Annotated in this window: 19 protein-coding genes; 9 read left to right on the top strand and 10 right to left on the bottom strand. The window is 61.8% G+C overall.

Annotated features, from left to right (window positions below; translation table 11 throughout):
- The first annotated feature begins 63 nt into the window (after positions 1-63).
- Together AB4Y31_RS29085 and fghA are read left to right on the top strand one after the other, a co-directional pair.
- Positions 64-1,170, top strand: coding sequence for an S-(hydroxymethyl)glutathione dehydrogenase/class III alcohol dehydrogenase (locus tag AB4Y31_RS29085; RefSeq protein WP_368677013.1), 1,107 nt, complete (start codon positions 64-66; stop codon positions 1,168-1,170).
- 21 nt (positions 1,171-1,191) lie between these two features.
- Positions 1,192-2,037 (top strand): S-formylglutathione hydrolase, encoded by an 846-nt coding sequence (gene fghA, locus AB4Y31_RS29080; RefSeq protein ID WP_368677012.1) that lies wholly within the window; start codon positions 1,192-1,194, stop codon positions 2,035-2,037.
- A gap of 27 nt (positions 2,038-2,064) precedes the next feature.
- Here the strand turns inward: fghA and AB4Y31_RS29075 are convergent, their stop codons facing one another.
- Positions 2,065-3,126, bottom strand: coding sequence for a LacI family DNA-binding transcriptional regulator (locus AB4Y31_RS29075; RefSeq protein WP_368677011.1), 1,062 nt, complete (start codon positions 3,124-3,126; stop codon positions 2,065-2,067).
- A 162-nt stretch (positions 3,127-3,288) separates the two neighbouring features.
- Here AB4Y31_RS29075 and AB4Y31_RS29070 point away from each other — a divergent pair, with 162 nt between their 5' ends.
- The 3 genes from AB4Y31_RS29070 (at position 3,289) to AB4Y31_RS29060 (ending at position 6,335) form a co-directional block, all read left to right on the top strand.
- Positions 3,289-4,383: a fatty acid desaturase family protein gene (locus AB4Y31_RS29070; protein WP_368677010.1), complete on the top strand. Its 1,095-nt coding sequence runs from the start codon at positions 3,289-3,291 to the stop codon at positions 4,381-4,383.
- A 48-nt stretch (positions 4,384-4,431) separates the two neighbouring features.
- On the top strand, positions 4,432-4,740 hold the full coding sequence (locus tag AB4Y31_RS29065; RefSeq protein ID WP_368677009.1) for a non-heme iron oxygenase ferredoxin subunit: 309 nt from the start codon (positions 4,432-4,434) through the stop codon (positions 4,738-4,740).
- 224 nt (positions 4,741-4,964) lie between these two features.
- On the top strand, positions 4,965-6,335 hold the full coding sequence (locus tag AB4Y31_RS29060) for an MFS transporter (protein WP_018442238.1): 1,371 nt from the start codon (positions 4,965-4,967) through the stop codon (positions 6,333-6,335).
- A gap of 260 nt (positions 6,336-6,595) precedes the next feature.
- Here the strand turns inward: AB4Y31_RS29060 and AB4Y31_RS29055 are convergent, their stop codons facing one another.
- From AB4Y31_RS29055 to AB4Y31_RS29040, 4 genes are all read right to left on the bottom strand, one after another.
- Positions 6,596-6,724, bottom strand: coding sequence for a hypothetical protein (locus AB4Y31_RS29055; protein WP_368677008.1), 129 nt, complete (start codon positions 6,722-6,724; stop codon positions 6,596-6,598).
- 126 nt (positions 6,725-6,850) lie between these two features.
- On the bottom strand, positions 6,851-8,176 hold the full coding sequence (locus tag AB4Y31_RS29050; RefSeq protein WP_368677007.1) for an epoxide hydrolase family protein: 1,326 nt from the start codon (positions 8,174-8,176) through the stop codon (positions 6,851-6,853).
- A 204-nt stretch (positions 8,177-8,380) separates the two neighbouring features.
- On the bottom strand, positions 8,381-9,709 hold the full coding sequence (locus tag AB4Y31_RS29045) for an epoxide hydrolase family protein (protein ID WP_368677059.1): 1,329 nt from the start codon (positions 9,707-9,709) through the stop codon (positions 8,381-8,383).
- Positions 9,710-9,824: 115 nt separating this feature from the next.
- A complete protein-coding gene (locus AB4Y31_RS29040; RefSeq protein ID WP_368677006.1) occupies positions 9,825-10,568 on the bottom strand; it encodes an SDR family oxidoreductase in 744 nt (247 codons plus the stop codon).
- Positions 10,569-10,731: 163 nt separating this feature from the next.
- Here AB4Y31_RS29040 and AB4Y31_RS29035 point away from each other — a divergent pair, with 163 nt between their 5' ends.
- A complete protein-coding gene (locus AB4Y31_RS29035; protein WP_368677005.1) occupies positions 10,732-11,694 on the top strand; it encodes a GlxA family transcriptional regulator in 963 nt (320 codons plus the stop codon).
- 59 nt (positions 11,695-11,753) lie between these two features.
- On the opposite strand, the gene AB4Y31_RS29030 is transcribed toward AB4Y31_RS29035, so the two are convergent.
- Positions 11,754-11,906, bottom strand: a complete 153-nt coding sequence (locus AB4Y31_RS29030) for a hypothetical protein (protein ID WP_368677004.1) — start codon at positions 11,904-11,906, stop codon at positions 11,754-11,756.
- 64 nt (positions 11,907-11,970) lie between these two features.
- Between AB4Y31_RS29030 and AB4Y31_RS29025 the strand changes: the two genes are divergently transcribed.
- The 3 genes from AB4Y31_RS29025 to AB4Y31_RS29015 all read left to right on the top strand — a co-directional run bounded on the left by AB4Y31_RS29025 (position 11,971) and on the right by AB4Y31_RS29015 (position 15,404).
- The gene (locus AB4Y31_RS29025) at positions 11,971-12,972 is read left to right on the top strand and encodes an LLM class flavin-dependent oxidoreductase (RefSeq protein ID WP_368677058.1); all 1,002 of its coding nucleotides are present in this window, start codon (positions 11,971-11,973) and stop codon (positions 12,970-12,972) included.
- Between the two features lie 17 nt (positions 12,973-12,989).
- Positions 12,990-13,631 carry a DsbA family oxidoreductase gene (locus AB4Y31_RS29020; RefSeq protein WP_368677003.1) on the top strand — a complete coding sequence of 214 codons (642 nt, stop codon included), beginning with the start codon at positions 12,990-12,992 and terminating at the stop codon, positions 13,629-13,631.
- Positions 13,632-13,868: 237 nt separating this feature from the next.
- On the top strand, positions 13,869-15,404 hold the full coding sequence (locus AB4Y31_RS29015; RefSeq protein WP_035469030.1) for a PQQ-binding-like beta-propeller repeat protein: 1,536 nt from the start codon (positions 13,869-13,871) through the stop codon (positions 15,402-15,404).
- 113 nt (positions 15,405-15,517) lie between these two features.
- Here the strand turns inward: AB4Y31_RS29015 and AB4Y31_RS29010 are convergent, their stop codons facing one another.
- The 4 genes from AB4Y31_RS29010 to AB4Y31_RS28995 form a co-directional block, all read right to left on the bottom strand.
- Positions 15,518-15,937, bottom strand: a complete 420-nt coding sequence (locus tag AB4Y31_RS29010) for a type II toxin-antitoxin system VapC family toxin (RefSeq protein WP_020566337.1) — start codon at positions 15,935-15,937, stop codon at positions 15,518-15,520.
- Entirely contained in the window at positions 15,924-16,157 is a 234-nt protein-coding gene (locus tag AB4Y31_RS29005; RefSeq protein ID WP_026229908.1) for a hypothetical protein, read from the bottom strand. Before AB4Y31_RS29005 ends, AB4Y31_RS29010 begins: the two co-directional genes overlap by 14 nt.
- A 153-nt stretch (positions 16,158-16,310) precedes the next feature.
- Complete coding sequence (locus AB4Y31_RS29000; protein ID WP_368677002.1) at positions 16,311-18,602, bottom strand: molybdopterin cofactor-binding domain-containing protein; 2,292 nt, start codon at positions 18,600-18,602, stop codon at positions 16,311-16,313.
- Between the two features lies 1 nt (position 18,603).
- Entirely contained in the window at positions 18,604-19,059 is a 456-nt protein-coding gene (locus AB4Y31_RS28995; protein WP_368677001.1) for a (2Fe-2S)-binding protein, read from the bottom strand.
- Position 19,060: the final 1 nt, after the last annotated feature.

Below are 19,060 nucleotides of genomic sequence, written 5' to 3'. Positions count from 1 at the left end.
TCAGTTATCGTAATCGCCCCCCTCGAGGGGGCCTGGCAACCGATCAATCGAGGATATAAGAGGATGAAGACGAAAGCAGCCGTCGCATGGAAGGCGGGCGCTCCGCTGACGATCGAGGAAGTCGAGCTCGAAGGCCCGCGCGCCGGGGAAGTGCTGATCGAGGTCAAGGCAACGGGCATTTGCCACACCGACTACTACACGCTATCGGGCGCTGATCCGGAAGGCCTCTTCCCGGCGATTCTCGGCCACGAAGGCGCGGGCATCGTCGTCGATATCGGGCCGGGCGTCGGCACGCTCAAAAAAGGCGACCACGTCATTCCCCTTTATACGCCCGAGTGCCGCCAGTGCAAGTTCTGCCTCTCGCGCAAGACGAATCTCTGTCAGGCGATCCGCGCGACTCAGGGCAAAGGCCTGATGCCCGATGCGACTTCGCGCTTCTCGCTCGACGGCAAACCGCTCTTCCACTACATGGGCACCTCGACGTTCTCGAACTACATCGTCGTGCCCGAAATCGCGGTCGCGAAGATCCGCGAGGATGCCCCGTTCGACAAGGTCTGCTATATCGGCTGCGGCGTCACCACGGGCGTGGGCGCCGTCGTCTACTCGGCGAAGGTCGAGGCGGGCTCGAACGTCGTCGTCTTCGGCCTCGGCGGCATCGGGCTCAACGTGATCCAAGGCGCGAAGATGGTCGGCGCGGACAAAATCATCGGCGTCGATATCAACCCTAAGCGCGTCGAGCTTGCGAAGAAGTTCGGCATGACGCATTTCATCAATCCGAACGAGGTCGAGAACATCGTCGACCATATCGTTCAGCTGACCGATGGCGGCGCGGACTACTCGTTCGAATGCATCGGCAACACCAAGGTGATGCGCCAGGCGCTCGAGTGCACGCACAAGGGCTGGGGCCAGTCGTTCATCATCGGCGTGGCGGCGGCCGGCGAAGAGATCAGCACGCGGCCGTTCCAGCTCGTGACGGGCCGGCAATGGAAAGGCTCGGCATTCGGCGGCGCGCGCGGCCGCACCGATGTGCCGAAGATCGTCGACTGGTACATGGAAGGCAAAATCAACATCGACGACCTCATCACGCACACGCTGCCGCTCGAGAAGATCAACGAAGGGTTCGACCTCATGAAGCAAGGGGAATCGATCCGTTCCGTGGTGCTCTATTGAAGCTGGCGAAGGAGGCAAGCGATGTTGGATCTGGTTGAGGAACATGCCTGCCACGGCGGCGTGCAAAGGATGTACCGGCACAATTCGGCGGCGATCGGCCTGCCGATGCGCTTTTCGGTATTCCTGCCGCCGCAGGCTAGCGCAGGACGCGTGCCCGGATTGTTCTACCTGGCGGGTCTCACGTGCACCGATGAGACGTTTCCGATCAAGGCCGGCGCGCAACGCTTCGCCGCCGAGCTCGGGCTCGCGCTCATTTCGCCGGACACGAGCCCGCGCGGCGCCGGCGTGCCGGGCGAAACGGATTCGTGGGATTTCGGGGTGGGCGCCGGCTTCTATGTCGATGCGACCCAGGCGCCGTGGTCGAAGCACTATCGGATGTACACGTACGTGCGCGACGAACTGCGCGACGTGGTCACGTCGAACCTGCCCATCGACGGAGCACGGGTCGGCATCTTCGGCCACTCGATGGGTGGACACGGGGCGCTGATGCTGGCGCTGCGCAATCCTGACCTCTATCGATCGGTATCGGCGTTCGCGCCGATCGCCGCGCCAATGCGCTGCCCCTGGGGCGAAAAGGCGTTCAGCGGCTATCTCGGCGCCGACCGCGAAGCATGGAAAGCGTACGACGCGAGCGAGCTCGTCGCGCATGCCTCGCGGCGCTTCGATCAGGGAATCCTTGTCGATCAGGGGCTGGCGGACCCGTTTCTCGAACGCGAGCTCTATCCGGACGTGTTCGAAGCAGCCTGCCGGGGAGCGGGACAGCCGCTCACGCTGCGTCGTCACGAGGGCTACGATCACGGGTATTTCTTCATCCAGACGTTCATCGCGGATCACATCGTGCATCATGCGCGCGTGCTGCGAGGGTAATTCGCTCGAACGTTCGGCGGCAATCGCTCAGCACTGCAGATAAGGACTGGCCCTGACGTTAGCCGGGCAGAATAAGCGGAATTCGACGGGCTGGGCGGGCGGGGCTTCGTCGACCACGCGGCACGCGTACAGAACGTGCTGCAGGGCCGATATCACCTGCCCGTCCGGGTCCTGATCGATCGCGATATCCATGAGGCCGGCCTCGATGTAGTCGCGATGCCGGTCGAGCATTTCATGCCCGACCCACACCACCTTTCCCGCGCCGCCGAATCCGCGCAGCGCCGCTTCGATCCCCGCTGAGCCGTAGCCTGTGTTGTAGATCGCGACGAGCTCTCCGCGCTTGAGCGCGGCGCTGACCGCTCGATAGCATTGGTCATCCTCATCGCGCGTCTCGGTGGGCTCGACCTCGCAAGTGAGGTGCGCGAAGCGCTCGGCGAGCTCCATGCGGCACCCTTCGATGCGATCGATATGGGCCCGATAGTCCATACGCGCCGGCAGTAACAAGACCCTGCCCGGCTGCTTGGCGAGACGCCCCACGAAGTACCCGGCGGTGCGGCCGGCGCGCAGGTTGTCGATACCCGCATAGTGGGCCCTGTCGATACCCGCGATATCGGTCACCATCGTGACGACCGCTTCGCCGCGCGCGATCGCCGCCGCCAGCGCGTCGCGCACACGCGGCGTATCGCGCGCGGTCACGACGAGTGCCGCGCGCCGGTAGCGCGAGCGGCCGACGATCTCCGGAATTCGCTCTTCATCCGCGCCCGACATCGGCACGACGTGCACGACGACTCGCTTGTCGAGCATCTGGATAGAGCGCTGTAGCGCCTGACGCAGGCGGGCAAAAAACGGCGCATTGCTATCGGGCACGAGCACGTCGATATGGATCAGGCCGTGATGCGTGTCGGGCAAAAGGCGCGGCAACGCGAGCTTTCGCGCGGCCGCGACGACGCGTTCGCGCGTCTTGGGCGACACGCTGCCGCGCTCGTTCAACACGCGGTCGACCGTCGTCGTGCTGACGCCCGCAAGCTCGGCGATCTCGACGAAGCGTGCGGTCCGCTTTCTCCATTTGGGCTGACCTGCTTCCGACACCGCTTCTCCTCCGCTGATGCTGTGATCTGCGCCGAAGTCGTAACGTAGAGCTTTGACGAAATCTCGTCAATATTCGGGTTGAGCGACCAGCGCTTCTCGCCTAACTTGATCACACGTTCGGACAGCAAGAACAAGCAATTCAAACAAATCAAGGAGACACGGGTGCCTGATACGGAGACTCGCTCACGCACGGCTTCCTCCGCGTCGCGATACGCGGCCTACCGGCTCATCGGCGGGGCAGGCGAACGCGCGCGAGCCGCCGGCCTCGTCAACGCCGAGTGGTACAAGTGCGCCGTTCCGCGTCCCCTCATGAAGCAGTTGATGCAGCGCAGCGATGCGGCCGCGATACGCGACACGGTGATCTGGTATGCGGCCATCGTCTTCAGTGGCGTGCTGGCCTGGTTCGCGTGGCATGCCCATTCGCTTTGGGCGATTCCGGCATTCTTCCTCTACGGCACGCTGTATTGCGGTCCCGCCGATTCACGCTGGCATGAGTCCGGGCACGGTACCGCGTTCAAGACGAGGTGGATGAACGACGCGCTCTATCAAGTCGCCTCGTTTCAGATTTTTCGTCGCGCAACGGTCTGGCGCTGGAGTCATGCGCGCCATCATACGGACACGCTCGTCGTGGGCCGCGATCCTGAGATCGCATCGCCTCGGCCAACGGACTGGCTCGGGATTGCGCTCAACGTCGTGGCGCTGAAGCACGTCTCGAACGAGTTGCCGAAGATGCTGGCCGCCGCATTCGGTCGAATCGACGACGAGGCCCGGACCTACGTGCCTGAGTCGGAATGGCCGAAAGTCATCCGGGAAGCGCGGATTACCGTTGCGATCCATGCCGTAGTTATCGCCGCGTGCGGCTACTTCCGTACCTTTCTTCCGCTCCTTTATATCGGGTTGCCGAGCCTCTACGGCGCCTGGCTCTATCTGTACTTCGGCCTGACCCAGCATGCCGGCATGCCCGAAAACGTGCTCGATCATCGCCTCAACTGCAGGACGGTGATGATGAATCCGCTGTTCCGGTTTCTCTACTGGAACATGAACTATCACGTCGAACATCATATGTTTCCGATGGTTCCGTTCCACGCACTGCCGCGGTTGCACGAGGTGGTGAAAGCGGACATGCCCCCACGCTATGGCAGCACGCTCGCGGCCTACGCGGAGATCATTCCGGCGCTGATCCGGCAGACGCGGGATCCTTCATACCACGTAAAACGACCTGTGCCAGGCGCTCCGCGCACTGCCGCGCAGGCCTGAAGCGACGACGACATCACCTGGGCTGAAAGCTCGGGGAGGAGATGAAACATGACGCAGTGGATCGACGCGGCGGCGTTGGGCGACATCGAAGACGAAGATGTCATGCGCTTTGATTATGCGGGCCGCACGTATGCCATTTATCGAGTCGACGGCGACGTCTACGCCAGCGACGGACTTTGCACACATGAGCACGCGCACCTGAGCGACGGATTCGTGATGGGGCACGTGATCGAATGCCCGAAGCACAACGGCCGTTTCGACGTGCGCGACGGCCGCCCGCTCTGCGCGCCGGTGTGCGAGAAGCTCAAGACCTACCCGGCGAAGGTCGAGGGCGGACGAATTCTCATCGAGGTCTGACGTCATGGATTCGGGCCGGCCCGGAGCTTCGTCAGATAAATGGGGTTTGCACGTATGTGCAGGGCATAGCTGTGGCGCCGGAAGTACGTCGCAAATAGCGAGGTAAAGCTCAAAGGTCTTCTCGTATAAGGGCAAACGCGGAACCTCTCGACGGTGCCGGCGCCAGTCGTCACTATGCAAATCGCCTATATTGGATTTACGACTATCGTCGTCGGAGATCCAATATGGCTACCTCGCAACCCGGGGGTGCGCCCCTTTCCGATGACGACGCCCGGCGTCAATTGCGCCGCGCCGTCATCGCCAGCACCGTCGGCACCACCATTGAGTGGTATGACTTTTTCCTCTACAGCACGGTCACCGGCCTCATTTTCGCGAAGCTCTATTTTCCGAAATCGGACCCGCTCGTCGGGACATTGGAGGCGTTTCTGATCTATGCGGTCGGCTTCGTAGCACGGCCCGTCGGAGCGGCGATTTTCGGACACTACGGTGATCGCATCGGCCGCAAGGCCACGCTGATCGTCACGCTGCTGTTGATGGGCCTCGCCACGTTCGCTGTGGCGTTCGTCCCGACTTACGCCTCCATCGGCATCTGGGGCGCCGTCATCCTCACGGCTCTGCGCTTTATTCAAGGTGTCGGCGTCGGCGGAGAATGGGGCGGCTCGGTATTGATGTCGATGGAATGGACGCGGACCAGCGCGCATCGCGGCTTCGCCGCCTCCTGGCCTCAGTTCGGCGTGCCGGCGGGACTGTTCCTGGCCAATCTCGCCGTCCTCGTCGTCAGTACGATTTCGGGAAAAAGCTTCGTCACCTGGGGCTGGAGAGTGCCATTCATTCTCAGCATCGTGCTCGTCGCCATCGGCCTTTACATACGGCTCAATATTCTCGAAACGCCGGTCTTCAGGCGGCTGCTGGCTGAGCAGCGCATCGAGAAGACACCGATGCTCGAGGTCTTGCGGCGCCAACCAAGGGATGTGCTCCTCTCGGCCTTCGCTCGCATGGCCGAGCAGGCGCCCTTCTATATCTATACGGCCTTTGTCTTCACGTACGGCATCTCGACGCTTGGTGCATCGCGCAATCTGCTACTGACCGCGGTATTGACCGCCTCGGTCGTGGAGTTTTTCACGATACCGTTCTTCGGTCATGCGTCCGACGTGATCGGGCGGCGCCGCATGTACATGATCGGCGCGGCCGCTGTCGGCATATTCGGCTTCATCTACTTCGCGCTGATGGGAACGAAAAGCCCCGGCTGGATCTTCCTCGCCATCGTGTTGTCGCTCGTGCCGCACTCGATGATGTACGGTCCGCAAGCGGCGCTGATCGCTGAGTCGTTCACGGGGCGCCTGAGGTACAGCGGGGCGTCGATGGGTTATCAACTCGCCTCGGTCATCGCGGGCGGCCCGGCGCCGCTCATCGCCACCGCGATTTTCGCTTACTCGCATTCGGGTTACGCGATCGCGGGTTATATCCTCATCTGCGCGATATTCAGTCTGGTCGCAGCTTGGCTGATGGGGGACTACACGAACAAGGATATCTCCGGCGATTACGATCAGCTGCATCGGATGCACCGTAGAGGTCACATCCGGCATGCCGGGTGATCTTTGGAGCCCGCGCGGTCGATCGATCGCCGGCATGTCTCGTTCGTTCGGAGTTCGCGCGAGACATGGTGGAAGATCGAATCGATCTCGCGGTCCTAGTGGGTCCCGCCAGTGAACCGGGCGGTCGTCAAGCGCGTGACCGCCGACGAGGTAAACCGACTCTTTCCAAGGCCCAAGCCCGCGCAGCAGCGTTACGAGAACGCGTTCGCAATCCCGCGTATATTGATCGCTATAGCCATCGAGTGCCGTGGGCTTGGTCATCAGAAGCCAATCCTTTCTTTGCGCAGGTGTTCAGCCATTTCCTTGGCGCGCCCCTCGGCCCGCAAGAGATCGAGGTAGACCTGAACCGGGCTCGCTAGCCAAACGCCATCATCTTGCTGACGGAACAACAGATCTCCTGCGGATCTCATCTCGAGAACGGTGAGATTCGCCCCTTCCGCAACAAGACGTGCATCGAGCTCCGCCAGCGACGTATCGGCGTTGGCGTTGGCACCGTGTGGTCTGCACCTCTGCGTTCAGCGTAGCGACCGAAAGCTCGCACGAACCTCTTCCGAGAAAGCTTGCGGCTGCTCCCATGCTGCAAAGTGTCCGCCTTTGGGCAGACGGTTGTAGTGAATCAGTTTCGGATAGGCCCTCTCTGTCCAGCCCTGCGGGGCAGCGTAGATCTCATCCGGAAAGACGCTGACGGCCACCGGAATAGCGACGTGCTTCGGCTCGAAGAAGTTGAGCTTGTTTTCCCAATACAGCCGGGCGGACGAGGTTGCCGTGTTCGTGAGCCAATAAAGCGTGACGTTGTCGAGGATGTCATCTCGTGAAAGACCTTCAGGTTGCCCATCGAAGACGCGTGCGATGAGCGCCTGACTGCTGGCGTCGTGGTCGAGCATCCAGGCGGCCAGGCCGACCGGCGAATCTTCGATTCCATACAGCGTTTGTGGCCGGTTCGCCATCTCCAGCGCGTAGCCCAGACCATGTTTATAGAAATAGTCGAGTTGATCGAACGCGTGGTGCTCTGCGGCGGAAAGCCCCGACGGTGCGGGCGCCCCCACTTTGAGTGCCTCAGCAACGTTATCGGGTACGGTAGCGGGCATGTTGGTGTGAATGCCGAGCAATTCAGGCGGCGCCAACAATGCCATCTGCTCCGTGACGGCATTGCCCCAATCGCCTCCTTGCGCGACGTATCGCGCGTAGCCGAGGCGCCTCATCAGAACGATCCAGGCGCGTGCAATGCGAGCAGGATCCCAGCCCGTCACGGTCGGCTTGCCTGAGAATCCGTAGCCCGGCAGCGACGGAATCACGACATGGAAAGCGTCCGACGCCTTCCCGCCATGGGCTGTCGGGTTGGTCAGCGGATCGATGATCTTCAACTGCTCGATGATCGATCCCGGCCATCCGTGCGTAATGATGACGGGCAACGCATTCGGATGCTTCGATCGTACGTGGATGAAATGAACGTCGAGCCCGTCGATCTCAGTCACGAATTGAGGCAAGGCGTTTAACCTCGCTTCGACTTTTCGCCAGTCGTAATCGGTCGCCCAGTAACGGGCGAGTTTCTGCATGGTCTCGAGTCGAACACCTTGCGATGCGTCGGCCACCGTTTCCCGCTCAGGCCACCTGGTTGATCTGATTCGCCGCCGCAAATCGACAAGCTGCGATTCCGGCGCATGCACGCGGAGTGGACGAAGCGCACTGTCATCACCGTGCGCCGCTCGCGCAACGTTCGTTATAGCCTGATTCTCTTCTGAGAAAGCGATCCGGCTCAGTGGGGCGGCAACAACGGTTGCAGCCGCCGCCCCGATGAAGCGGCGTCGAGATGGAGTATGGGATGAGATATCGTTTGACATACGTGTGTCTACCTGAAATTAAGCTACGTTTATGCGACTTAAACGGGATATTCATTCTTCGATTGCATGCTTACCCGCGACCAGGAATCTCTGCCGGTAGTTTGTTCGGCGAGTAACGCGCGTTACGGCCTGCGTCCTCGCGCTATCGCCAATCTGAGCACTCCGCTTAAAGCGGCGCTGGGTGGGGAGATCTCTTTAATCTCTTTAAAGTGATTGTCGTACTGGCCTGAACGCTGCACGAAGCTCTTCAACAAAGCGCTGTGGCTGTTCCCAAGCGGCGAAATGCCCGCCTTTGTCGACCTCGTGGTAGTAGTACAGAGAGGGGTACGCCTGTTTGCTCCAGCTTTCCGGCGCCCGGTAAATCTCATGTGGGAATACGCTGATGGCCACAGGCACCTTGATTTCGCGCGTCTTTTGCGTGTCAGCGCTGAAGTTGTTGTTGTTGTTTTCCCAATAGAAGCGCGAAGACGCTGCACCCGTGTTCGTGAGCCAGTAGAGGGTGATGTCGTTCAGGATTTCGTCCCTCGACAGTACACGCTCGGGCACGCCATCACTATCGCTCCACTGCGCAATTTTTTCATAGGTCCACGCAGCCAGGCCCGCAGGAGAATCCGACAGCGAATAGCCAATGGTCTGCGGACGCGTGACCATCATCGCGCCGTAAGCGGCATTGCGGCCGAAGAAAGTACTCAGCGACTGGTAGGCACTGCGTTCGGGAGCCGATAGGTCGTGGGGCGCTGGGTCACCGCCGAGGATCGATTTCATGAGATCGCCAGGTACGGTTGCAGGCATGTTGAGATGAATGGCCAGCAGGCGACTCGGCGCCTGACGTGCGAGCGCATCGGAAATGACCGAGCCGTGGTCGCCGCCTTGGGAAACGTAGTGTGTATAGCCGAGCCGCTTCATCAGCACATCCCATGCGCGCGCAGTTCTGTCCGGACCCCAGCCCAGATCCGTTGGCTTGCCAGAAAAGCCATAGCCAGGAATTGACGGAATGACGACGTCGAACGCGTCCTCCGCGCGGCCGCCGTAAGCAGTCGGGTCGGTCAGCGGACCGATCGCCTTGATGAACTCGAAGATCGAACCTGGCCATCCGTGAGTGAGAATGATCGGCAAAGCGTTGGGATGGCGCGAGCGAACGTGGATGAACTGGATATCGACTCCATCGATCGTTGTAACGAACTCGGGTAGCGAATTGAGCTGAGCCTCGGCATTGCGCCAGTTGTAGCCAGTACCCCAATACCGAACGAGTTCCTGCACGCGCGACGACTGGATGCCCTGCGAATCATCATTGACCGTTTCCTTGTCAGGCCACCGCGTGGCTGCGATGCGTTTGCGCAGGTCGGCAAGCTGCGCATCAGAGACATGCACATGGAACGGACGAATCGCCGTGTTCTCTTGCGACGCGGCCGCTGACGACTCGTTGGCGGCGATCGATGACGACGTAAAACCAGCAGACGCCAGCAGCGCAAGGCCGCACGCAACGATACGAAGACGGACGGGCGAACGTAGCGACGAAAATTCGAGAGACATGATTTTGGACCTTTGCTGAAAGACCGCTGCCGTTTCCATGAAGCGTCGGCGACGCCTGTCGATATCATTCGGCATCGAGTGTCTCCTCCTCTTCCAAATGCGAGAGCAGGGCAGCTCAGGACGCGAACTTGTCGTTGAACTGGGTGACGAACGCGGCCTCATTTGGACCGACGTTGTTGCGCAGCGGCCGGGCGATCTCTACCAGTGCCTCGATTTTTTCAGTGCTCAGTTCACGCATCGTTTGCTCGATATACGGATCGAGTGGCATGGCACGCGGTTCGTTCCTGCTGTTCAACAGGTCGGTCTGAACCCAGGGGGGTGCAATTTCGACCACGCGCACTGACGTATCCTTGAGCTTGTACCGCAGCGATTGCGTGTAGGAATGGATGGCGGCCTTCGTCGATGAATAGACACCCGCCATTGCCATTGGGACGAATGCGAGGACGGAAGAGACATTAACGATGGTCGCGTCGTCCTTCGCCTTGAGGTGTTCGACAAGCGCACCGGTCATGCGGATGGGACCCATTAGATTGGTGCTGAGAGTCGATGCCAGTAGCGCTTCATCGACGGCTCCCGCAACATCGTCGATGTGCATGACGCCTGCGTTGTTGATGAGCACGTTCAGAGACGGCCACCGAGCGAGGAGTTCGTCGGCGACCCACGCGATGCTTTGAGGGTCGGTAATGTCAAGTTCGATCGCCTCCATGCCGGGGTTCGCTGAGATGGTCTCGTCGAGAGAAGCGCGGCGCCGTCCGGCGATGATGACCTGGTTGCCCAGTCGGTGGAAAGCTTCGGCAAGGCCGCGCCCGATGCCAGAGCCGCCACCGGTAATGAAAATCGTATTGCCAGTTGTCTTCATGGGTACCTCTTAGGTAATCATTTAAATGAGTGGTTTGCTTGAATGTCGTCAGAGCAATTGAATTCGATCCGTGCTCTTCACGGATATTTATACGGTCAAGCTTAAATGGCCGAAAGGACGTATAAACTACGTTTTCAGGACGCGCCGGATTCAGGAGGCAGCCATGCCGACCATTGCGTTTGTGGTGTTTGACGGCTTCTACTCGATGGCGCTCGCTGCGCAGTCGGTATTCGAGTTCACCAACGTAGAACTGGGCAAACCTTTCTATGAACTGTTCACTGTCTCGGAGAGAGGCGGCTGCATACGCGCCTCGAGCGGCCTGGGCGTGTTGACCGAGGCGATTGGCGATCGGGTATTCGACACGCTCATATTTCCTGGCAGCAATCCGGCTGATGTTGGGCCGCCACCGGGCGTATTGCAGTACGTGCGCCGGAGCGCCGAAACAGCACGGCGCACCGCTTCGATCTGCACTGGAGCATTTGTGCTTGCCGAGGCGGGATTACTCAACGGCCGCCGGGCGACCACGCATTGGTACTACGCGCACGATCTGCGGACGCGTTTTCCCTCCATCACGGTAGATGACGACCGGATTTTTATCGCTGATGGACCGATCTGGACCTCGGCCGGAATGACCGCGGGCATCGATCTCGCACTGGCACTGGTGGAAAATGATCTCGGCGCCGACGTCGCGCGAGCGGTTGCGCGCAACCTTGTTGTTTATCATCGACGCACAGGCGGACAGTCGCAGCACTCGGCGTTGCTCGAACTCGAACCAAAATCCGATCGCATTCAGGCCGTGCTGACCTACGCCAGGCAAAATCTCTCGGAGCCGCTTTCAATCGAGCGTTTGGCAGAGGTCGCGCGGCTGAGCCCAAGGCAGTTTACCCGCGCATTTCGCCAGGAGACGGGCCAAACGCCAGCAAAGGCGGTGGAGCGACTGCGTCTTGAGGCAGCACGGCTCATGCTGGAAGAGAGCCGGCACACAATCGATCAAATTGCCGTTGCAAGCGGCTTCTCCGATCTTCGGAGAATGCGCGAGGCGTTTGTTCGCGTGTTCGGGCGGCCTCCCCAGTCTTTCCGGCGCAGTGCCCGTGCGCCTGCGTCTGATGCGACCGTCATAGGTTGAAGTCTGTGCTGAGGAAGAACAGCCAAGGCAAACGCAAATTCGCTCATTGCAGGTGCTTGTCACGCGGCGAGCGCCCACAGTTCCGGCTTGTCGAGCTCGGGGTAGCGTTTAAGCAGAGCTATTCTGAAAGCCCCTGTGATTTTCAGGGCTTCTTTTTCGCCGCCAGCGGCCGCGCGGGTGCCTTGGCACAATACCTTCTTTCGTCTTTCCATCGCCCGCCACGATTTTCCATCGCGGCTCACTTTGCATGGACCGTCCGTGACGCGCCCAACAACGATGATCCCGTTCTCGGTACTCGACCTTTCCCCCGTGCCCGTCGGCAAAACCCCGGCCGACGCCTTTCGCCAGACGCTCGATCTCGCCCAGCATGTCGAGCGCTGGGGCTATCGTCGCTTTTGGCTGGCCGAGCATCACAACATGCCTGGCATTGCGAGCGCGGCAACCGCGGTCGTGATCGGGCACGTCGCGGGCGGCACGAAGACGATCCGCGTCGGCTCGGGCGGCATCATGCTGCCGAACCACGCGCCGCTCGTCATCGCGGAGCAGTTCGGCACACTCGCCTCGCTCTATCCGGATCGTATCGATCTGGGCCTCGGCCGCGCCCCGGGCACGGACCAGACGACCGCTCACGCGCTGCGTCGCGATCTGCACGGCAGCGCCGAGCGGTTCCCCGACGACGTCGTCGAACTGCAGCGGTATTTTGCCGAGCCTGTCGCGGGGCAGCGCGTGCGCGCGGTACCCGGCGCCGGGCTCAACGTGCCGATCTGGTTGCTGGGGTCGTCGCTCTTTTCCGCTCAGCTCGCCGCGGCACTCGGCATGCCGTTCGCGTTTGCGTCGCATTTCGCGCCCGACTATCTGCTGACCGCACTCGAGGTCTACCGCTCTCAGTTTCGTCCTTCGGCGGCGCTCGCCAAGCCCTACGCAATAGTCGGCGTGAACCTGTTCGCCGCCGATACCGACGCCGAGGCGGCACGGCTCTTCACCTCGTTGCAGCAGCAATTCGTCGCGCTGCGAAGGGGTACGCCCGGGCAGTTGCCGCCGCCCGTCGATCGGCTCGAAGCCTCGGAGCTCGAACTTGCCGGCGTCAAGCACTCGCTGTCCTGTGCGGCGATCGGCAGCCCGGAAACAGTTCGCGCCAGACTCGAATCGATCATCGCGCAAACGCAGGCCGACGAGCTGATCCTCACCGCACAAATCTACGATCACGCCGCGCGGTTACACTCTTTCGAAATCGGCGCAGCGGTCCGCGACGCGATGGCCGCGGCTGCCGCTGATTGAATCGCTAGGGGAATCGAATGAACCAACCGCTCAGAATCGACTTCGTCTCCGACATCGCGTGCCCGTGGTGCGCGATCGGCCTGTCATCGCTTCGGCTCGCGCTCTCGCGTCTCGGCGACGCCGTCGATGCCGAGGTCGTCATGCATCCGTTCGAGTTGAATCCTGATATGGGACCGGGCGGCGAAGCCATCGTCGATTATCTCGGCAAGAAATACGGACGCACGCCCCAACAGATAGCGGAGACGCAAGCGATGATCCGCGAGCGCGGCGCGAGCGTCGGCTTCAAGTTCGGCGAGCGCAATCGCGTCTACAACACGTTCGACGGGCATCGTCTCCTCTATTGGGCGGGCATCGAAGGCAAGCAATTGCCGTTGAAACAAGCCCTATTGCAGGCCTATCACGGCGACGGCAAGGACCCGAGCAACCACAATGTCCTCGTCGAAGCGGCGCAAGCCGTGGGGCTCGACGCGACGAAGGCGCGCGACATACTCGAAGGCGGGGACTATGCCGATGAAGTCCGCGCCGAAGAGGAAGAGTTTCGAGCAATGGGTATTCAGTCGGTGCCGTCGATCATCTTCAATCGTCGCTATCTCTTGACGGGCGGACAACCGGCGGACGCGTTCGAGCAAGCTATTCGACAGATCCTGGCCGAGGGCTAGCGCGGGATGGATCGACATTTCGATCATTTTCTGAAGTCGTTCGGCCCAGCCATCGATAGGCGGACAGTCCCGTCTTCGAGCATCGATCGCTTCAGGGGCAAGCGAATCTTCAAAAAGTCGATGCCTTGGTGCATCTCATCCTGCTGGCACAATTTGCGCCCTTGAGGGGATGCAGACGTAGCGCTGTATTATCAGAGGCGTCGCGGTGAGGTAAGCATTGATACGGAGGAGTCCTTGATGACGCTCTGTCGATCGAAAGCATACCGCCAAGTAAGGCACGTTACGCTGGCCTTGCGCCTTCTGATGATGCTGTTCACAGGGTACGCCTACTGCGGAGCGGCATGGTCGCAGCAGGCGGACAATGTTCTCGGCTACCACCACGCCGACAACCGAAGCGGGCAGTACGTCGTTCCGGGACTAACCTGGCAAAGGGCCCAGCACTTGCATCGCGACGCCGGCTTCGACGGCCGTGTCGACGGACACGTCTATGCGCAGCCGCTCTTCTGGCATCCGCCCGGCGCCGCACACGGTCTGGTCATCGTGGCGACCGAATCCAACTCCGTCTATGCGCTCGACGCAACGACCGGTCACCCAGTCTGGCGCGCCGCGCTCGGCGCACCGGTCTCACGCTCAGCGCTGCAATGCGGCAATATCGATCCGGTCGGCATCACGGGCACGCCGGTGATCGATCCGGCGGCAGGCGCGCTCTACCTCGACGCCATGGTGACGCGCAATGGCGAGCCGCGGCATCTCGTGTATGGGCTTTCGCTGCGCGATGGCGCGGTGCTGCCGGGCTGGCCCGTCGATATCGCCGCGAGCTTGCGCGATCGAGGCATGGCATTCAACTCGCGCTTTCAGGGCGAGCGAGGCGCACTGGTCCTTCTCGACGGCCACCTGTTCGTGCCGTACGGCGGTTATTTTGGCGACTGCGGCGACTACCACGGCATGGTCGTCGGGCTGCAGTTGGACAAGCCCGGCGTATTCGCTGCCTGGGAAACGCGAGGAAGCAAAGGCGGTATCTGGACGCCGGGCGGCATTGCAACCGCGGACGGGGCGCTCTTCGTCGCGACCGGCAATACGGAGGGCAGTCGGAGTTGGGCCGACGGCGAGGCGATCATCCGTCTCGCGCCCGATCTGAAGCGCTCGACGAGTCCGCGCGATTCGTTCGCGCCTGCGGACTGGCAGCAACTTGATGACGAAGATCTCGACCTCGGCGGCGTCAATCCCATGCCGATCGAGGTTGGCGGAAAGCATTTGATCGTCGCGCTCGGCAAGGACGGCAAAGCCTATCTGCTCGATCGCGAGAATCTCGGCGGCGTTGGTGGTGCGCTCGAGGTGCTGAAAGTATCGAAAGAGTTGATTCTCAACGCGCCTACCTCGTATACCGAGCCGGATGGCGTCTATCTTGCGTTTCACGGCAATGGCGCGGTTTGCCCCCGCGACCGGCGGGGAACCGGCCTAATCGCGCTACGAGTCGCCAATGCCTCTCGCGGCGGGATGAGTATCGCCTGGTGCGCATTACTGAACGGCGCCGGCAGCCCGATCAGCACGACGAGCGATGGCAAAGCCGATCGAATCGTATGGATCGCGGGCGCGGATGGCGATGACCAGCTACACGGTTTCCGCGGGGACAACGGGCAACCGGTCTTTACGGGCGGCGGTCCGCAGGACCGCATCCCGAACGTACGGCACTTCGCGACGCCTATCGCCGGAGATGGGCGGCTCTACATTGCCGGAGACGGCAGGGTCTACGCATTCGTCGCCGGACGGTAGACGACTCGAAGAGCGAAGAAAGCGCGTCCGCGCTGGCCTGCGTACAGCTGCGTGAACGGCCGTGCAAACGGTGCATTCATGTCCGAGATGCTCGCGCCCGCTCCGAATCAGTTCTACGCTGTGAACGGATTCAGGACTCGGGCACCCGTGCCAGCGAAATCATCGACGTTCCGCGTCACCACGGTCAAGTCGTGAATCAAGGAAGTTGCGGCGATCAACTTGTCCAGCGCGTGCTGCGGGTGAGGGACACGCAAGCGACCCCACAGCTGCCCGATTTCCTCGTCCACAGTCAGAATGTTCTGGTCAAACTCACGAAGCACGCCATCGAGCCAATTTTCGAGCCGCGTTGCCTGCGCCTTGTCGCCGCGGTGCCGAATGATCTCCACTCCTCTGCGCAGTTCACCAATCGTCACCACAGAGAGATAGAGATCGACGTCATCCTTTGCCGCCTCGCGGAAGAAGGCCATTACGCCCTTGTCCGCTCGCTCTCGCTTCCGAACTTCGCTGATGACGTTGGTGTCAACCAAATACATTCGCCGCGTCTCCATCATCCACACGTGCAAAATCGGCATCGGCGCCGACATTCGGGATGCTCATCAACACCTCGGCGAAGGTCTTGCGCCGCGGCGCACGCAATGCCTTTGCCAGAATTTCGCGATGTTCCGCTTCCGCGCTGCGACCGTGTGCTGCTGCGCGCTCGCGCAAGCTTTGGACAAGTCCGTCGTCCACGTTTCTCACTAGAAGATTTGCCATCATCTACTCCAAGCTCCAGATGCTATCAATGATAGCACATGGTGCGTAGAATGCAAGCATTGATAGCAAACCGGGACGGCACGCCGTCAAGCGCTGGCGCGCGCCGGAAAGTCGCGTCACGGAGTCCAGTCATGCACTTCCCTCGATCCGCGCTCACGCAGTCTTCAATTGCGTGCCGACCGGGAGCTTACGTACACGCTTACCGGTCGCGGCAAAAATCGCATTCGTAATTGCCGGGAACAACACGGCGGTGCCCGTTTCGCCGATACCGCCAGGCGCCTCTGTGCTTTGCACGAGATGCACTTCGATCTTCGGCGTCTCGTTGATGCGCAGCATCCGGTAGTCCGTGAAATTGTTCTGCTGGACGCGGCCATCCTTGATCGTGATCTCACCCCAGAGCACGCCCGTGATGCCGAATACCACGCCGCCCTCCATTTGCGCTTCGATCGTTTTCGGGTTCACGGCCATCCCGCAATCGACGGCGCAAACGACGCGATTGACCGTGACCTCACCGTCCTTGTTGACGGTGACCTCCGCCACCATGCTCAAGTAACTGCCGAAGGCATGCATCACCGATACGCCGCGGCCCTGCCCCGGCGGCAGTGGGTTCGCCCATCCCGCCGCACGCGTTGCGACGTCGAGCACATTTGCCGCGCGCGGGGAATGGGTCAGCAACGCGCGCCGATATTCGACGGGATCAGTCTTCGCATGCGCCGCCAACTCGTCGATGAAACTCTCGACCACGAAGGTCCCGCGCGTCGCGCCAACACCACGCCAGAATGCCGTCGGCACGGTGCCCGGCTCCTGCCGCACATAATCGACGAGTTGGTTCGGCAGGTCATACGGCAAGTCAGCCGCCACTTCGACCGCATCCGGGTCGACGCCGTTCTTCATCACGGCGGGCGCGAAGCGCGAGAGGATCGACGAGCCGACGACCCGATGCTGCCATGCAATCGGCTTGCCGTTCGCGTCGAGCCCGGCTGAAATCTTGTCGTAGTAGCACGGCCGATACATGTCGTGCTGAATGTCTTCCTCGCGCGTCCAGATGACTTTCACCGGCGCGTCCACCTGCTTGCCGATCTTGAGCGCTTGAACGATCGCATCGACTTCGAGCCGGCGGCCGAATCCGCCGCCGAGGAAGTGATTGTGAATCGCGATTTTCTCCGGCGGCAGTCCCGTGACCTTGGCCGCCGCGGCACGCGCGATCGTCGGCACCTGCGTGCCGACCCAGACGTCGCAGCCGTCGGGCCGCACATGAACCGTGCAGTTGATCGGCTCCATCGTCGCATGCGCGAGAAGGGGCTGCTCGTAGACGGCATCGACGCGGGTCGCCGCCGCCCCGAACGCCTTGCCGACGTCGCCTTCCTTGCGGGCCACGGCGCCATCGCGCTTCGCCGCTACGGCAAGATCGCTCGCGATCTGCTGCGTCGAGAGCTTGGCGGCCGGCCCGTCGTTCCACTTGATGTCGAGCGCCGCCGCGCCTTGTTTGCCGGCCCATGTATGCGCACCGACGACGGCGACAGCGTTGTCGATCTTCACGACGTCTTGCACGCCCGGCACCTTCCTCGCGCGCGTATCGTCGACGTTTTGGAGCGTACCGCCGAGCACGGGACTGTTGACGATCACCGCGTATCGCATGCCCGGCAAGCGCGTATCGATACCGAAACGCGCGACACCGTCCACCTTCTCGGCCGAATCCAGCCGGTCGGTCGGCTTACCGACCAGCGTGAACGCCTCGGGCTTCTTGAGCGGCGCGTCGCGCGGCGGCGGCAGCTTCGCCGCCGCATCCACGAGCTTGCCGTAGCCGATGCGGCGGCCCGTCGCCGTATGCACGACCTGGCCGGCCTGAGCGTGGCACGACGCCGGATCGACGCGCCAACGTTCGGCCGCGGCCGCGACCAGCAGGACGCGCGCTGTCGCCCCAGCCTGCCTCATCGGCTGCCATGCATAGCGTATCGACGTCGAGCCGCCCGTGATCTGCCCGCCGCCGAGCAGCGGGTCGCCATAGAGCTTGTCGTCGGGCGGCGCATGGTCGAGCGTCACGCTCGAAAGCGGTACCTCGAGCTCTTCGGCGAGCAGCATCGGGATGGAGGTATAGACGCCCTGCCCCATATCGGCCTTCGGCATGACGAGCGTCACCATCCCGTTGCGGTCGATGCGAATGAACGCATTGGGCGCGAAGACGCCGCCCTTCGGCTCGTCGGATGCGTCGCCGCCGATCACCGACTTCCGTGCCCAGCCCGCGTTCCCTTCGGCCGCGACCGCAGGAAGACTGAAACCCAACAGCATCCCGCCGCCTGCGGCTGCGCTTATCGTCACGCCGAACTTCAGAAACGAACGGCGCGAGATCCCCGTCTGTCGATCCGACACTGCCCCCTCGCCTTCCTGACCTGCCTGCGGACTAGCAATGTTCGAATTGAACGCTTCGAGCAATCCTCGAGACATGTCAGACCTCCTGCGCCGCATGCTTGATGGCGGCACGAATCCGGGGGTATGTACCGCAGCGGCAGATGTTGCCCGACATGGCCGTATCGATATCCGCATCGCTCGGCTTTGGATTTTGCGCGAGCAGCGATGCCGCCGACATCACCTGGCCCGACTGACAATAACCGCATTGGACGACATCGAGTTCACGCCAGGCCGCCTGGATCTTCCGGCCCGCGGGAGTCGCGCCGACGGCTTCGATCGTCGTGACCTTCTTGCCCGCGACGGCCGATACGGGCAACACACACGAGCGCACCGCGGTGCCGTCGAGATGAACGGTGCACGCGCCGCACTGGGCGATGCCGCAGCCGAACTTCGTACCGGTGAGCCCGACGACGTCTCGGAGCACCCACAGCAGCGGCATATCGTCCGGCACCTCGAGCTTGTGAACCTGGCCGTTGATGTTCAATGTCGCCATG

Origin of the sequence: Trinickia sp. EG282A (assembly GCF_040965455.1) — a bacterium.
GTDB classification, from domain to species: Bacteria; Pseudomonadota; Gammaproteobacteria; order Burkholderiales; family Burkholderiaceae; genus Trinickia; species Trinickia symbiotica.
The sequence above is the reverse complement of the archived record's forward strand: the minus strand, read 5'-3'. Positions and strand labels throughout refer to the sequence as shown.

What these genes read in the sequence shown, in the direction of transcription:
- AB4Y31_RS29085 (WP_368677013.1), top strand. Translation starts at nt 64, where the DNA reads ATGAAGACGAAAGCAGCCGTCGCATGGAAGGCGGGCGCTCCGCTGACG.
- fghA (WP_368677012.1), top strand. Translation starts at nt 1,192, where the DNA reads ATGTTGGATCTGGTTGAGGAACATGCCTGCCACGGCGGCGTGCAAAGG.
- AB4Y31_RS29065 (WP_368677009.1), top strand. Translation starts at nt 4,432, where the DNA reads ATGACGCAGTGGATCGACGCGGCGGCGTTGGGCGACATCGAAGACGAA.
- AB4Y31_RS29060 (WP_018442238.1), top strand. Translation starts at nt 4,965, where the DNA reads ATGGCTACCTCGCAACCCGGGGGTGCGCCCCTTTCCGATGACGACGCC.
- AB4Y31_RS29050 (WP_368677007.1), bottom strand. Translation starts at nt 8,176, where the DNA reads ATGTCAAACGATATCTCATCCCATACTCCATCTCGACGCCGCTTCATC.
- AB4Y31_RS29045 (WP_368677059.1), bottom strand. Translation starts at nt 9,709, where the DNA reads ATGTCTCTCGAATTTTCGTCGCTACGTTCGCCCGTCCGTCTTCGTATC.
- AB4Y31_RS29040 (WP_368677006.1), bottom strand. Translation starts at nt 10,568, where the DNA reads ATGAAGACAACTGGCAATACGATTTTCATTACCGGTGGCGGCTCTGGC.
- AB4Y31_RS29035 (WP_368677005.1), top strand. Translation starts at nt 10,732, where the DNA reads ATGCCGACCATTGCGTTTGTGGTGTTTGACGGCTTCTACTCGATGGCG.
- AB4Y31_RS29030 (WP_368677004.1), bottom strand. Translation starts at nt 11,906, where the DNA reads ATGGAAAGACGAAAGAAGGTATTGTGCCAAGGCACCCGCGCGGCCGCT.
- AB4Y31_RS29025 (WP_368677058.1), top strand. Translation starts at nt 11,971, where the DNA reads ATGATCCCGTTCTCGGTACTCGACCTTTCCCCCGTGCCCGTCGGCAAA.
- AB4Y31_RS29020 (WP_368677003.1), top strand. Translation starts at nt 12,990, where the DNA reads ATGAACCAACCGCTCAGAATCGACTTCGTCTCCGACATCGCGTGCCCG.
- AB4Y31_RS29015 (WP_035469030.1), top strand. Translation starts at nt 13,869, where the DNA reads ATGACGCTCTGTCGATCGAAAGCATACCGCCAAGTAAGGCACGTTACG.
- AB4Y31_RS29010 (WP_020566337.1), bottom strand. Translation starts at nt 15,937, where the DNA reads ATGTATTTGGTTGACACCAACGTCATCAGCGAAGTTCGGAAGCGAGAG.
- AB4Y31_RS29005 (WP_026229908.1), bottom strand. Translation starts at nt 16,157, where the DNA reads ATGGCAAATCTTCTAGTGAGAAACGTGGACGACGGACTTGTCCAAAGC.
- AB4Y31_RS29000 (WP_368677002.1), bottom strand. Translation starts at nt 18,602, where the DNA reads ATGTCTCGAGGATTGCTCGAAGCGTTCAATTCGAACATTGCTAGTCCG.
- AB4Y31_RS28995 (WP_368677001.1), bottom strand. Translation starts at nt 19,059, where the DNA reads ATGGCGACATTGAACATCAACGGCCAGGTTCACAAGCTCGAGGTGCCG.